The organism is Leptolyngbya sp. Heron Island J, from assembly GCF_000482245.1.
Taxonomy (GTDB): Bacteria; Cyanobacteriota; Cyanobacteriia; order Phormidesmidales; family Phormidesmidaceae; genus Leptothoe.
Genome location: NZ_AWNH01000075.1, coordinates 37,963 through 51,976, shown reverse-complemented (window position 1 = coordinate 51,976; position 14,014 = coordinate 37,963). Strand labels below are relative to the sequence as shown.

General features: G+C 49.4%; 15 protein-coding genes and 1 tRNA gene. 7 read left to right on the top strand and 9 right to left on the bottom strand.

Annotation, left to right across the window (positions count from 1 at the left end; genetic code table 11):
• Positions 1 to 28: 28 nt before the first annotated feature.
• Complete coding sequence (locus N836_RS60955; protein ID WP_023074660.1) at positions 29 to 460, bottom strand: hypothetical protein; 432 nt, start codon at positions 458 to 460, stop codon at positions 29 to 31.
• Between the two features lie 170 nt (positions 461 to 630).
• Here N836_RS60955 and N836_RS60950 point away from each other — a divergent pair, with 170 nt between their 5' ends.
• Both N836_RS60950 and N836_RS60945 read left to right on the top strand, forming a co-directional pair.
• Positions 631 to 1,359 carry an AzlC family ABC transporter permease gene (locus N836_RS60950; protein ID WP_023074659.1) on the top strand — a complete coding sequence of 243 codons (729 nt, stop codon included), beginning with the start codon at positions 631 to 633 and terminating at the stop codon, positions 1,357 to 1,359.
• Complete coding sequence (locus N836_RS60945; protein WP_023074658.1) at positions 1,349 to 1,672, top strand: AzlD domain-containing protein; 324 nt, start codon at positions 1,349 to 1,351, stop codon at positions 1,670 to 1,672. Before N836_RS60950 ends, N836_RS60945 begins: the two co-directional genes overlap by 11 nt.
• Positions 1,673 to 2,052: 380 nt before the next feature.
• On the opposite strand, the gene tsaA is transcribed toward N836_RS60945, so the two are convergent.
• The 3 genes from tsaA to N836_RS60930 form a co-directional block, all read right to left on the bottom strand.
• Complete coding sequence (tsaA, locus tag N836_RS60940; protein ID WP_023074657.1) at positions 2,053 to 2,775, bottom strand: tRNA (N6-threonylcarbamoyladenosine(37)-N6)-methyltransferase TrmO; 723 nt, start codon at positions 2,773 to 2,775, stop codon at positions 2,053 to 2,055.
• A gap of 180 nt (positions 2,776 to 2,955) precedes the next feature.
• Positions 2,956 to 4,419 (bottom strand): phosphoglucomutase/phosphomannomutase family protein, encoded by a 1,464-nt coding sequence (locus N836_RS60935; protein WP_023074656.1) that lies wholly within the window; start codon positions 4,417 to 4,419, stop codon positions 2,956 to 2,958.
• A gap of 220 nt (positions 4,420 to 4,639) precedes the next feature.
• Positions 4,640 to 5,131 carry a hypothetical protein gene (locus tag N836_RS60930; protein ID WP_023074655.1) on the bottom strand — a complete coding sequence of 164 codons (492 nt, stop codon included), beginning with the start codon at positions 5,129 to 5,131 and terminating at the stop codon, positions 4,640 to 4,642.
• A 412-nt stretch (positions 5,132 to 5,543) separates the two neighbouring features.
• On the opposite strand from N836_RS60930, the gene N836_RS60925 reads away from it, so the two are divergent.
• A tRNA-Pro gene (locus N836_RS60925) sits at positions 5,544 to 5,617 on the top strand.
• Between the two features lie 582 nt (positions 5,618 to 6,199).
• Here the strand turns inward: N836_RS60925 and N836_RS60920 are convergent.
• Entirely contained in the window at positions 6,200 to 8,341 is a 2,142-nt protein-coding gene (locus tag N836_RS60920) for a S8 family serine peptidase (protein WP_081716932.1), read from the bottom strand.
• A 133-nt stretch (positions 8,342 to 8,474) separates the two neighbouring features.
• On the opposite strand from N836_RS60920, the gene N836_RS73655 reads away from it, so the two are divergent.
• The 3 genes from N836_RS73655 to grxD all read left to right on the top strand — a co-directional run bounded on the left by N836_RS73655 (position 8,475) and on the right by grxD (position 10,427).
• On the top strand, positions 8,475 to 9,524 hold the full coding sequence (locus tag N836_RS73655; RefSeq protein WP_023074653.1) for a hypothetical protein: 1,050 nt from the start codon (positions 8,475 to 8,477) through the stop codon (positions 9,522 to 9,524).
• Between the two features lie 147 nt (positions 9,525 to 9,671).
• Positions 9,672 to 9,923, top strand: a complete 252-nt coding sequence (locus N836_RS60915; protein WP_023074652.1) for a BolA family protein — start codon at positions 9,672 to 9,674, stop codon at positions 9,921 to 9,923.
• Between the two features lie 180 nt (positions 9,924 to 10,103).
• Positions 10,104 to 10,427, top strand: a complete 324-nt coding sequence (grxD, locus tag N836_RS60910) for a Grx4 family monothiol glutaredoxin (protein WP_023074651.1) — start codon at positions 10,104 to 10,106, stop codon at positions 10,425 to 10,427.
• A 70-nt stretch (positions 10,428 to 10,497) separates the two neighbouring features.
• Here the strand turns inward: grxD and N836_RS60905 are convergent, their stop codons facing one another.
• On the bottom strand, positions 10,498 to 10,746 hold the full coding sequence (locus N836_RS60905; protein ID WP_023074650.1) for a DUF6761 family protein: 249 nt from the start codon (positions 10,744 to 10,746) through the stop codon (positions 10,498 to 10,500).
• 490 nt (positions 10,747 to 11,236) lie between these two features.
• On the opposite strand from N836_RS60905, the gene N836_RS60900 reads away from it, so the two are divergent.
• Entirely contained in the window at positions 11,237 to 11,986 is a 750-nt protein-coding gene (locus N836_RS60900; protein ID WP_023074649.1) for a response regulator transcription factor, read from the top strand.
• On the opposite strand, the gene N836_RS60895 is transcribed toward N836_RS60900, so the two are convergent.
• The 3 genes from N836_RS60895 to N836_RS60885 form a co-directional block, all read right to left on the bottom strand.
• Entirely contained in the window at positions 11,983 to 12,747 is a 765-nt protein-coding gene (locus N836_RS60895; RefSeq protein ID WP_023074648.1) for an ABC transporter ATP-binding protein, read from the bottom strand. The two genes, N836_RS60900 and N836_RS60895, sit on opposite strands and share 4 nt — an antisense overlap.
• A gap of 48 nt (positions 12,748 to 12,795) precedes the next feature.
• On the bottom strand, positions 12,796 to 13,341 hold the full coding sequence (locus N836_RS60890) for a hypothetical protein (RefSeq protein WP_023074647.1): 546 nt from the start codon (positions 13,339 to 13,341) through the stop codon (positions 12,796 to 12,798).
• Positions 13,342 to 13,445: 104 nt separating this feature from the next.
• Positions 13,446 to 13,880: a DUF4079 domain-containing protein gene (locus N836_RS60885; protein WP_023074646.1), complete on the bottom strand. Its 435-nt coding sequence runs from the start codon at positions 13,878 to 13,880 to the stop codon at positions 13,446 to 13,448.
• Between the last annotated feature and the right edge of the window lie 134 nt (positions 13,881 to 14,014).

The following is a 14,014-nucleotide window of genomic DNA, read 5'->3' as shown; positions in this document are numbered from 1 at the left end:
AATACTGAAGCGGTTCTGAGCTGTGTCCCTAACCACCCACCAGCGCCACCAGACGCACAAACGTGAGACGACTCTGTGCGGTTAAATGCACTGTGGCATCTAAATCCTCCTGTTGGATATCGTCCAAAAAGACGTAGTACAGACCATCGATAAATCCCATAATGGCATTATCCACGGCAGTCTCTGGATTAACGGTCTGCTCAAAATCACGGTCCCCTAAAGTAACTTTGCCCTGGGCCAGCCCCGTCGCGATCGCAGCCTTACTCAACACCTGCTGTAAACGCTGTTCGGCCTGCCGAGCCTGAAATGCCTCCACCTCTGCTCGGACCACGCAGGTAATTAAGTCTCGCAGGGTAAACGGTGCACGGCTGGTGCCCGGTGGTAGCGGTACCGACCAACCAGTAATGACTGGGCGACGACGCCCAACAACTTTGGCTTCAACCGTGACTGAATTAGGCATATGTGATCAACCAACAGTGCATATGAACTATAGCTAAATTTACGCAGCAGCGGCATCAGTATGTTTTGACATCCGTATCCGTAGGTTGGTGCCACAGGGTGCAAAAACGTTCAAGACAGGCCCTATTGAGACTGCTTACCCTAGACGGGTACTTGCATCCAGGTATCTCCATGACTACGGCGTCTAAACATGGGCAGCCAGCTCATCGTGAGTTTTGGGCTGGAGCCCGCCAAACCATCCCGCTCATCGTCGGCGCAACTCCCTTTGGGATTATTTTTGGCACCCTGGCCCAGTCCAGCGGTCTCTCCTTTAGTGGGGCTATGGGCATGTCAGCCATCGTTTTTGCTGGCTCATCTCAATTTATTGCCCTGGGCTTGCTAGGCGCAGGCACTCCCTTGGGCATTATCATCCTCACCACCTGGGTGGTAAACCTGCGGCACCTGCTCTATGCGGTCAGCCTGGTGCCCTATGTCAAACACCTCAGCCAGGCTTGGAAGTTGCCCCTAGGATTTTGGCTGACTGATGAAAATTTTATGGTGGCTATCCAGCGCTACCGTCAGCCCGATCCATCCCCCCACAAACATTGGTTTCAGCTCGGCTCAGCTCTGGCGATGTATGTCAACTGGCAGCTCTGTACACTGCTCGGTTTGACCCTGGGTCAAACTATTCCCAATGCCAGCGCCTGGGGATTGGACTTTGCCATGGTCGCCACTTTTATCGGCATGACCATTCCCTATCTGACCAATCGACCCATGGTGGCTACGGTGGTCACAGCAGGCATTACAGCTCTGCTAGCTCGAGGCTTGCCCCATCAGTTGGGGCTAATGGTAGCTGCGATCGCAGCCATCCTCACTGGCGTCTTACTCGAAAACTATTTAAAGAAAACCCATGACTCATAACGAAATCATCCTGCTGGGCGGTATGACCCTGGTTACCTTTCTCGTTCGCTATCCGCTCCTGGCCATGAGCGGTCGCATTACCCTTCCGCCTCGCCTATTACAGGCCTTAAACTATGTACCGCCAGCTGTACTCACCGCCATTGTTGTTCCCACGGTTTTAGTTGAAGAGAACAATCTTTGGCTTAGTAGCGACAATCCTCGCCTTATCGGTGCTCTAGCCGCTTTAGGCATTGGACTTTGGAAAAAGAACCTGTTGCTAACAATTCTTGTAGGCATGGGGGTTTTCCTGCTGTGGCAGACTCTCCTGAGTTAAAGAGAAAAAGATTATTTGCCATCAAAAAGAGCCTCGGGGCAGGCGCAAAGCGCTCTCCCTATAAGAGCCTACCGTGTATACACATCCGGAAGCTAGTGCTTTGAAAGGTGCTTCATACCTTGAGTTGGCCCTCTCCCCAAACCCCTCTCCCGCGGGAGAGGGACTTTGATCTGACGCCCCTTCTCCCCGCGGGAGAAGAGGGGTTGGGGGATGAGGGCTCGAACTCTAGAGCTATTCTCCGACTTATGTATACACGGTAGCTATAAGAACTTGTGAGCGATCAAAGTTAGGCTCACGCGCTTAAATAATTCCCCCGTTACTCCATCACTCATCCACCCATCTACAGCCTCAACCAGGGACTGTATTTTTGTGCAATCCCCTTATCTCTCAACCCATGCCAACTTAATGACCTTGGCGACCCCCTTCTCCACCGTCCAAAACACACTGTAATTGCTTACTTGCATATGCCATCGTTGGCCTTCACGACCGTCTTTACCGCGCTCATAGCCAGGTCTTGGGTCCTGGGCCAGGGTCTCTTCAATTAAACAACGTAATTTCTTTGCCCCCGGCTCAACACAGTCAATTAAAACCGCCTCAGCTTCATCACTCCAACTAACCGACAACAAACTCGACTGCTCAACCGCCCAGGCAGCCTGGGCTGATTCAATGGCATCGGCATAGGGTACATAGGGTTTAATATCAATCACCGGAGTACCATCTAAAAAATCTCCCCCTTGCACCTGTAGCCGTAATGTTCTCTTTTTTTCAATAACACCGAATAGCTTTACCGCACTCATGCCAATTGCATTAGGCCGATTGGGGCTGCGGGTAGCATATACGCCAACACTCTTATTGCCACCCAACCGGGGGGGTCTCACCAACGGTTTAAAGTCGCCATAGGATTGACCATGGAATACAAATATCACCCACACATGGGAGAATTCCTCGATCCCGCGTAGCGCCAGCTTATTTTCTTCGGTCGCCTCAAAAACGATATCTGCATAGGCCGATGCCACTAGCCCTGCCTGTCGAGGAATGCCAAATCGCTCAGGATAGCAGGATTGAATATAGGCAATGGGGCTAAACGTAACCTCGGCAACCATTAGACAGCAAGGAGCAAAGACCAATCCCAGCATATAGCGAAGGATGGAAGAATGAGGGCAGAGGCATAACGACGAGGCCTGAAGTAGTCAAAAAACCACACCCCAAAGGAGCGTGGTCTTAATCCCAAATCAAAGCACCAATCTTCTACGAGGGCACCATGGTCAGGTACCCAACGAACACTAGCCTACGGAACTGGCCCATTCTTTGGCCCAGCTCAAATGCTTGTGGACTTCTTCGATGGTGGCCGCTTCAGAGTAAAGACGTAACACCGGTTCAGTTCCACTAAATCGGATGAGTAACCAGCTACCATCGGCCAAAGTAAACTTGTAACCGTCAATAGATAGCACACTACTGACTACCTTACCGGCAACTTCAGTTGGTGTCGCATTCTGCAAACTGTCTAGCAGTTTGGCACGGACATCCATGTTGGCCAGGGGTAAATCAATCCGATCGTAGGCTCCTTCAAACCCAGTTTGCTGCCGTAGTGTCTGGTTGAGTTGACCAAAGTCCTTACCACTTTTAACAACGGCTTCTAATAGATACAGTGCTGATAGCAATGCATCCCGCTCGGGAATGTGATGGCCATAGCCAATCCCACCAGATTCTTCACCACCGATCAAAACCTTTGTTTCGAGCATGCGATCGGCAATGTACTTGTAGCCAATTGGGGTTTCGTGAACTGACAGCCCATGCAGTTCAGCCACCTTTTGCATCAGGTTAGAACCACTGATGGTTTTGATTACTTCACCATCGAAACCACGGCGTGCTTTTAGATGCTCAATCAAAATTGGAATCAGCACCTGGGAACTGAGAAATTCGCCCTGGCCATCCATACCGGCAACCCGATCACTATCGCCATCAAAAATGATGCCAACTGTAAGCCCCTCAGCCCCAGACTGGTAGCGATCTTTAACTGCCTTGTAGAGCTTAGGAATATATCGAGGTAGTGGCTCTGGTGCTCCACCTTCAAATAGGGGATCAGCATCGCCATTGATTTCATGAATCGGCATCCCCAGGATTTTTTCAAATCCACCAGCTGCAGATCCATGCATGACATCTGCAAAGACGCTCAGACTACCGTCAGCAATAGCGGCCCGAATGGCATCTATGTCGACCATGCTCTGCAGGGCCTGGCAGTAGCTAGGCCAGGGATCAAAGGCGGTAATGGTGCCTGGTTTTTCTGCTACGGGCTTCCCTTCGGGGAGCAAGGCTTCAACTTTTTTAGTAACGTCTGGTGGGACTGAGCCGCCAAACGCGCCTTTAACCTTAAGGCCAGAATATGCGGCGGGGTTATGGCTGGCGGTGATGACAATCGCGCCCAGGGCTCCTTTTTCATGAGCGGCCCAGCTAAAGGCGGGAGTGGGGGCAAAGCACTCGGACAGGAGTACGTCGTAACCAGCCTGGGCGATGGACTCAGCGGCATGTCCGGCAAATTCAGGAGACATAAACCGACGGTCGTAGCCCACAATCACGGTACGACTGCCATTGCTGCCATAACATTCTTCAAGTACTTTAGCCGCCAGGGCGGCTACTAAATCTACCCGCTCAAATGTAAAGTCGGCGGCAATCATGCCACGCCAACCATCTGTACCAAATTTGATCGATTTACCTATAAATACCGATGGAGATAATGCAGTTGCCATAATGATTTCAGTAATGCCACATCTAAGAAATTCACAGCTGCTAAGTGAGATCCTGATCTCCTCAGCAGTTTAAACAGTGACCTTAGCAAATGCTAGAGGGTAGAACTCTTTAGCACATTTTTTTGAACTTAGCCTTACTGAACTCGACTGCCTAGGGGTCTCAAGAGTTGCCTAAACAGCGATAAAGCTTATGTAAACACGATGACGGTGATACGACTAACTACACAGATAGCCCTTCAACAGTAAAGGGAGCATCGGCTGACAGTTCTACCATGGCAATGTTGCTCATGTTCTCTAGCTTGAGGATCTGCAGCGGTAGCAGGGCCGTCTTTGAACTGTCGGACCACCGAAATGTGCGATCGCTATGTATCTGTAACACCTTGCCACTGCGTTCTAGCACCTTCAGCACCATCGGCTGAGTACAGCGGCCCCATAGACAAAATGAATACACAGTTTCATCCAGGGCAATGGATAGCCGGTTATCATTACCGGTCGGCATGATCACGCGCTGCCCTGGTTTGGCAACAAATCGTGGATTAGATGGAATAAGTGCGATCGCACAAGCAAAGCTCACCCCACTAAACTGGTTGGTCACCATTTCTAAGGGGGTCAAAACTTGAAAATCAAACCCCGTAGGGACATTAGTAATGTTCAACACATCTGCCTCTAATTGATCGGCAGCAGATGAACAGTCAAGATTAAGAGCAAACACGGATTGTCTCCTAAGCGGTTATCTTTCGCTACATTGGCTGACTGAATGATTCCTTACCTGTCTGTGGCAAATCGCAGCTCATCATAACGGCAGAACTAACATGTATCAGAAAAAGTGAGAATGAACCGCACCCTTACATTAAGGATGCACATATAAAGTCGGATTGAAACGTTAGCGACATAAAGAAACCAACGAACAAAACCGATAATCTTTAAGTATCAGTGAAGTATCTGGCTATAACGTGGCATACCTTGAATTTACTACGTATCTCTTCAATTTAGTACCTGTCGTTATTGACTCGGAAGCCACACTCAAAACTAGTGTGATAACCTAGTTTGGTATCAGCAATTAGCAACGCAAACGTTTCAAACATTGTTTGATTGTACGGGTGGTTGCTTAGGGTTAGCTGAGACGGGATGTAGCGCAGTTTGGTAGCGCACTTCGTTCGGGACGAAGGGGCCGCTGGTTCGAATCCAGTCATCCCGATTTTGAAGGGTGTCCAGTCAGCCATCGAGACCATGGGTACTCGTACAGATGCTGGCTTATCCAGTCAGGCCAATTTTGAGCACTACGCTACAGACGATCTTTGGACCGTCAGTAGCTGGTAAGTCATTAGATATAGGTATCTCAGACCTTGCGATCGCGCTCTTTGTCCCTTTTAGCTGACAGATACGTAACTACTAATACTCAACAGGAAACACGTTACATATCGAGCCATTTCAATACAAACACTCACTCACACGTTCCACTGACATGCTTGACTAATGTCAGTAGCTTAAACCGATAAAACCCTGATGTCCTATATAGCTAAAAGTAGCCAGTGATATCCCCAAGAACTGGGTAGATACTGCTAACTAAGAACACGTAGATATCCCTAGTAAGCCAACAACACAGCTAGATGTTGACAGTAGGTATTGCGCTAATAAAAGCGTCATACCCTAAATCTAGCATTCCTAGAAAAAAAATGCGTAAGCTGTGCTACTGACCTCGCTCTCTATATATACCGCAAGCCCAGAAGCTTACAAGATAAGGTTTGTATCCATACGACAAATGGCTTACAAACCTCTGCTAAGTACCTAATTTAAGTGACCATTGTAACAATTGCCCCTGGTGAGTTTCACTGTGATCTACAATTTTTAGCTGCCATCGCCCATGTATCTGACGATGCATCAGCAGACTCAGGGTCGGGGTGTTTTCAAAGGTATAGGTTTTACGCAGCTGTGTCTGTCGCCCCAGGGTACGCCCCTGCAGCAGCACTGATTTGCCTCGGGGGTCTATAACTGCAATGGAAAGATCCCCCAAAAAACCATGGCGAATCTCTAAATAGACTTGAATATCTTGCAGCTGCCCGTGCTGATTAATCGTAATTCCAGCCTGTTGCATAGCAACTCGATCAGCCGGTAGTGTGAGCGTGACGGCGCTGGTTTGTTCAATTGTTTGACTAAGCCGTCGAGTTGCCAAGTGGCGATCGCGAGCAGCTTTGACAGCTTTATAGGCATTCACCTTACCGTACCCAAACCAGCGGGAGTGACCACGGTTGTCATAGCTGCCATAGGCTAATCCCAGTTGGGGATCAGGGGTATGGTCTTCAATTTTGTCGGCGGTATCCTGCAAAATTTGCTTGACCTCCCCGGCATCTAAATCTGGATTAGCTGACAGCATCAGCCCCACCACCCCAGCAACCACTGGGCAGGCACTGGATGTACCCCCAAAGCGGCTGGTGTAATCACTCCTGCTATAGCCAATGCCACCCAGACGATCAGCCGTCGTCATGCCTAAGCCATCAAAGGAGCCCTTCACCACAGGCCCTGTTTCTACCTGCCCTACATCGGGTAGCGCCATAACCGGCGGCCCATTATTGCTGGGAGCCGCCACAGACACATGCTTACCCCAGTTGCTATAAGCCGCCTTACGATTTAGGCTCGTGCTGGCTGAAACTGTAATCACATCAGGGTGCATGGCAAACCCACCTAACCACTGGATCACCCCTCGTAGCGCATTTTTAGGCCAGCCCAGCTCACGGACTTTGCCATTGAGCGGTCGGTTCGCATTTCCCGCCGAAAACAGCACTACGCAGCCCTTGCCATTACGTCCCTTGGTCGCCGCCCGATTAATAGCATTACGCTGACGCAGGGAGAGGGGAAAGTACGCAGCTGCCGGCGACCAGCTACAGGAAATCACCGCCGCGCCCTGATCAACCGCCCAGTCAAACAGCTGCTCAATGGATTCATCATCTAAATAGCCAGTGGTTTGAATCGGCATAAAACTGCAGCCTGGGGCCACACCGACCACACCATTACCGGTTTCTTCAGCGACAGCTAGTCCAGCTACCGCCGTGCCGTGATTTTCATAGTCCTGACTGGGCATCGGTAAACTATCGCGCTGTTTGAGATCGGCCGGGCCCACTAGCTTACCCATTCCCTGGAGATCTGGATGGTTCAAATCAAACGCATCATCGGTAATAGCAATCACTACCGAACGGCTACCCCGCGTAATATCCCAGGCCTTTTCTGCAGAGATATGGGAGTTGCTTGCCAACCCCTGACCTCCTTGATGATGCAGATGCCACTGCTGGCTATAGAGCGAGTCCTTGGGTCGATAGAGTGGAGCTGTAGATACGACCACATTGGGTTCAGCCACCAATACCTGAGGATGTCGCATTAACCGATTAGCTAACTTAATCGGATTTTCTACGGCTGTTTTACCTACCCGAAAAACGTATGTACGTTCAGCCCCATCTAATCCTTTTTCCCGCATCAGACCCAGCTCCGTCGATAGCTGATCAATCGTTCTCAGGGGGAACCCAGCTGTAAATTGCACCGTGAGCTGTTCGAGCAGATAAAGATGGGTCTTAGGGCTAGCAGCTAGCTCATACACATGACTGGCAAAGCGAACACTATCCATTTGTCGTGCCGTTTGCAAACAACTCTCTAGCTGTTGCTGACGAACTTTTAAGGCTACTAACTGCCCCCGAGCCACTGATTTCACCGCTAAAGGCCGCCACTGTTGCGTTAGCTGCTCTAGCTGAGCGGCTTGCTCTGTCAACGATTCAAACCGAAGCGTCAGCCAGTCATGAACTTTATAAAGTAATAATTCCTCCCCTCCCCGCTGCAAAATTACCCCAGCTTGTTCTGGGCTAACTCCCTGTAGGCTTTCTCCTGTAGTCATTTCAGGTATTTCACGGACGACATCCACTTTGACAATAGGCACAAGGCCTGGAAATGTATGATTTATGTATTGATAACCTCTGTAACGATATATTAGGGTCCTGAATTTTGAGCTCCCATGTGGAGCAGACCGTTACACTTTGTTATTCTGCTTTGTCATCAATTTAGTTAGCTCCATGGTTTCCATATCACACATTTTTCAACCTGGTGCGTTCTCCTTATTAGGAGCCGCCGCTAGCTTAGCTCTGATGGCTCCCGCAGCTACTGCATTAGAGACTGTAGAAGTAAAGACAGAGGCCACAGCCACTCCGACACTCTTGGCCCAAGCAGGCATCAGTGATGATTTGGGAATCGCTGCAGGTGAGAGTCTACTAGCAGAAGCAGAAACCGCCATCGATAATCAGGAATATGATTTGGCCATCCGTAAGCTCCAGACGGCGCGAGAAAATTTGAATGAAACGTCCACTAGCTATCAAAATATTGCCGCAGCTTTCACAGGGATTGATGCCGAAATCAGCAGCAACTTACGTACCAGCGCTCGTGATGCTGCTCAAATGCGCGACCAGGCTACACTACGGCAGGCCCTCATCTATCGTGCTCAAGGTCAGGCAGAATTAGCCGTACCTCTACTGGTCGAAATTGTCCAAAGTCAGGGGCCTACTCGCGATCTAGGACTAGATGCTTACCAACAGCTATTTGAACTGGGCTTTGTTAGCCGTCCGTACCGGCGCACAGGGTCGGAAGATCCCAGCACAGCCGTCGCCGATGTGGCTCGTCCTCTTAACCAGGACGATAGTCCCACTGGGATCAAAGCGGCTGAAATTTTGATAGCAGAGGCCGAGAATGCCTATGCGGCGGCTGATTATGGGACCGCTGTTGCACGTTTACAAACTGCACGGGACACCTTAAACACCTCATCTAGCCATTATCAAAGTCTGTTTAACACCTTTACTGGTATTGATAGACGTGTTAGCAGCGAAATGCGGCAAAAAGCACTGGAAGCGGCGGAACTCAGAGATCAAGCAACGCTACAACAGGCTCTGGCTCATAAAGCACAGCAGCAACATAACCTAGCCATTCCTCTGCTAGTAGAAGTGATTGGCAGCCAAAACCCAACTCGCGATTTGGGTAGACAAGCCTATGATCAACTACTCGAAATCGGTTTTGTAGCGCAGCCTTATGTGGTGAACGAAGAGACTGCCACCTCTAATGAACAATCAAACTGAATTGACGGTTCACAGTGAAGCAAACCTGCGCCAATATTGATAGTAGTGTAGTTTTTCTGACTACCGTCCACGGCTGGCACTCAAGCTTCATGGAGCAGTGTTCAACAATCCAAGCCAAGGTTTAGAACGTTTTCTACAGACTTTCCTATGATTTCCCCTGACCAAATAGAACAACTGATCAAAGCTAAAATGCCTGATGCCGACGTGGCTATACAGGACTTGACAGGTACTCAGGATCACTACCAGGCAACTATTGTATCCACTTCGTTTGAAGGGTTAAACCTGGTTAAGCAGCATCAGCTAGTTTACGGAAGTGTCAATACGGCCATGGCATCCGGAGACCTGCATGCCCTTACCCTTAAAACCTTTACCCCTGACGAGTGGGCACAGCAGGGATAACGCTGTTTAATCAAGGTGTCATGGGATCTAATCCGATCAGATCGAATTATAATAGGCTTCATTGCTAGTCCTTAAAAGGATTGGAGCTAAACAGGTCTGACGGGGTTGCTTCTAGCCCTGTTTACTGGGTAAAAATCGACTCCCAAAAATAGTTAGCTTACTAAATAGAGTGCTGTAGCGATGTCTCCAGAAGTTAAAGAAAAGATCGATAGTTTAGTCACTTCTAATAAAATTCTTGTTTTCATGAAGGGTACTAAACTGATGCCCCAGTGTGGGTTTTCTAACAATGTGGCTCAGATTCTGAATTCCTTGGGAGCCACTTATGAAGCTATTGACGTCCTAGCAGATTATGATGTTCGTCAAGGCATTAAGGAATATTCCAACTGGCCCACCATTCCTCAGGTCTATATTGATGGTGAGTTTATTGGTGGCTCTGACATCATGATTGAGCTATACCAAAGCGGTAAGCTTCAGGAAATGGTTGAAGTGGCATTGGCCTCCTAAGCAAGAGAACCAACTAGACACAATCAAGGGGAGTTTCCGCTGCGGAGGCTCCCCTTTAACATGAGTACTCTTAACGGTAATCAAGTTCGGGCTTGGGCTGCGCCTCTGCAAAATTTGAGGGGTCAAACATAAACCGAGTAACTTCTTCCTCTAGTCGATGAACCAGATAAGGTTCTACGGCATCTGAGTGACGAAGCGCTGCTAAGTAGCCAGCGACGTAGCGTCGTAAATCATCAGTACGATAGCCACGATTCCACTGATCAACCAGAGCATCTGTAATTCTCTGGTAGTAGCGGATTGTTTTTGCGTCTTGAAGCATAAGGTGTGGGTCTCCTCTAAACCACGCATCCAGGATCTGTTTGCTATCGCTATGGACTGTTTAGATAATGGGGGCTAACTAGCTAACTGTCTGCTAAATAACTGACAGTTCTCCATGGGGGCAAAATTTAACGTAGTGACGAAAAATTCAGTTGTACAACAAGAATTGAAGGGTAGATACAGCTATATTTTATTTTCGCACTAATTATTCATGCACTCAGACTTATGTAAACTTTTTTTGTTTTTTCGGTAGTCTTTCTAAGATTTTATCAGCTTGTTAGGGGTATTTACCTTTCTCTTTGCAAATTATATAGAGTTGCTAAGTAGATATACGCCAGTAGCGATGTGTCCTTATTTATAGAGTATCTACCCAAGGAGTGGATATAAATACGGACGCAGTCTCAGCCCCGTAGCCGCAACTACAAAATATTCCTAAGGTCTTTGATACTCTTCTACGAGAGTGTTATGAAGCCTGGGCTTCTTGGTTAGCTGTGGCCTCTACGTGTATTCAAATTATTGAGGGTAATCCCCACCTGCGATCGCTGCTGAGTTGGCATCTCCAGCAGGCAGGTTATCGGGTCAATCAGTCTGCTGACATCATGCGGGCAAAAGAGACCTTCCAGACAGCTCAGCCGAGCCTGGTGATTATGGAAACCGAGCTGGCAGACGGTAGCGGTTTAGAGCTATGTCAATGGCTACAAAAACGGGGACGACCGCTGGTGATGATCCTGTCAGCCAAATCAGGAGAGCCGGATGTGGTAGCTGGGCTACAGGCTGGGGCCGATGATTATTTAAAAAAGCCCTTTGGCATGCAGGAGTTTTTAGCCCGTGTTGAAGCCTTAACCCGACGGAATCGTAAGCTCACAGCGCCAGCATCTCTGAGCTATGGGGATCTAAATATTGACCTAGTTCAGCGGCGTGTTCGCTTTAAAGAGCAGTTTATTGACCTCACCCCCCAGGAATTTAGTTTGCTCTATGTCCTCACCCAAGCTGAAGGTGCGCCCTTGAGTCGTGCGGATTTGCTCCGGCGGGCCTGGCCGGATGCGATTGACAACCCGCGCACGGTTGACACCCACGTGCTATCACTACGCAAGAAAATTGAAGTTGATCCACGTCAACCCAGTGTGATTCAAACCGTTCGGAATGTGGGCTATCGGCTCAATATTGAGCGACTGCATACTTATAATAATCACCGTACCGTTGAGATGGGCTCAGTTAAAGCGATCAACGCAGTGGGCTAGGGGTTTTCATCCCAGTCATCCTGCCAGTCGTTCTCTTGCTGAGCGTCTATGATTCTTTGCTTGAGAAGCGGCCAATCTACCTGACTGGCGGCCTGGTAGCTAACCAGCTTGCCCTGTTGCAAATGCAGCACATGGGTAGCCCAATCGGCCACTAGCTCTAACTGATGGTTAACCATCACCACGGCATTGAGTTTGTCTGCATCCATCAGATAGGTGAGCAGATGCTGAGCATAGCCCATGTCTTGAGCGGCTGTAGGTTCATCGAGTAGCACAATGTCAGGCTCGGTGGCCAGGGTACGTGCGATCGCAACTCGCTGCCGCTGTCCCATGGAAAGCTCTACCGTCTGTCGGCCAAACCAATCTTGGGGGATTTTTAAGCGTTCGAACCATGGCTGCAGGGTACGTCTAGCAGCAGCAGCTCCCACTCCTCGCAGTCGGGCGGGATAGCATAGGGTCTCTTCAACGGACTGCCCAAGCAGCTTACTATCTTGCATGACCAAACCGATTTGGCGTCGTAGTTCAATCACTGAATATTGGCTCAGGGGCTGCTGCCGATACCAGATTTGACCACTGTCAGGATCGCTCAGCCGGTTCATCAGTCGTAGCAGGGAGGTTTTACCGGCACCGGACGGACCCACAATGGCTAAGCGGGTTTGGGGTGCGATCGCAAATGTAATCCGGTCCAACAGCAGACCCATACCTACGCTGGCCCGCAAAGACACATCGGTAAACTCTAAAACTGCATCACCAGATTTCAACACACATCACCCAACTAGCCTGCAAAACGGGAAACAGCACCCATCCGCTCATCAGCCTACCCCACCGTGGGTTGCGGTCCATACTGTCCAAGCATCCATCAGCAGTAGCAAGGCCGTCAGCACCAACAAAAACAAATACATCCACGGCTGCGCCAACGGCTTCACATCCTGAGTATCAATCCCTGTTTTTGCTTCAACCGTACCCACTAGCCGAGCAAACCCGACTACTCGCATAGGCAACAGATAAGCCCGGTCTGCCGCCTCAGTAATAAAGTAATAAACCGTACCATTCTGACCAGTCGAGCGTGGTTTAAGCGCCTTAATTGCCGACCACTTTAGGAACCACCCACGCCATGGCAGCGGTGAAATCATAGCAATACCTTCATCAGAGGTCTGCACTTGTTCACTCAGCCCTGCTCCTAAAAACACTGCCCCCAATACCGCTAACACGACCAGAGCCCCAGGTCCCACCGGTGCATCAGTAGCCTGAGCTAAAAACGGCAGCGGCAACAACAGAGCAACATAGAAACTCAGCAGCGTTACTTTAATCAGTGGCGAAATCCGAAATCGATCTAGAGACTGAGCCGTCGAAGACATGAATACACATTAAAAAGCCAGGGATTTTGAGCTTAACATTACTTTCTTAACATTACTTTATAGAGTCCGGCAGTCACGGTACAACACTGCCCTCAGCCAGCACATTACGGCAAATATTGCTGCACTACAGTCCACCCGCTGTAGCTAACCGCCGCAAATGCCACAAAAAGCAAAGCATTTAGCACCACGTGCAGTGACCGAGCCCAGGGCCTACTCGCAATCTGGGTAGCCGCACCCATCGACGCCAGCACTAAGCTAACCACCAATAAACCAGCCCCTAGATGCCAAGAATGCCCCAGGTTGCCATGCTCACCCAAGGTGCCAATAATTCCAATACTTAATAACAGCAGAACTAGAGCAACAAGTGCTCCGCCCAGCAGCAAATGAATAAACCGTAGCCAGCCTGGCTGTGACTTTTGATGAGAGCGCACATACCAAACACTGCTACCTGTAAGCAGTAACCCCAAATAAACCGCTAGCGACAGGCCCATAGACCAAGCTGCAATACGCCACAACCAAATAAACGATGGCAGATCCATAGCCTAGGACAACGCTAACTCGACTTTTCCCAACTCTTCTAAATCCATAAAAGAATATGAGGAACTGAGTAAGGATTACCACATAGCAGTAGCATCGCGCTAGCACGCTCAGAGTCTGACCATATCGTCTCAGA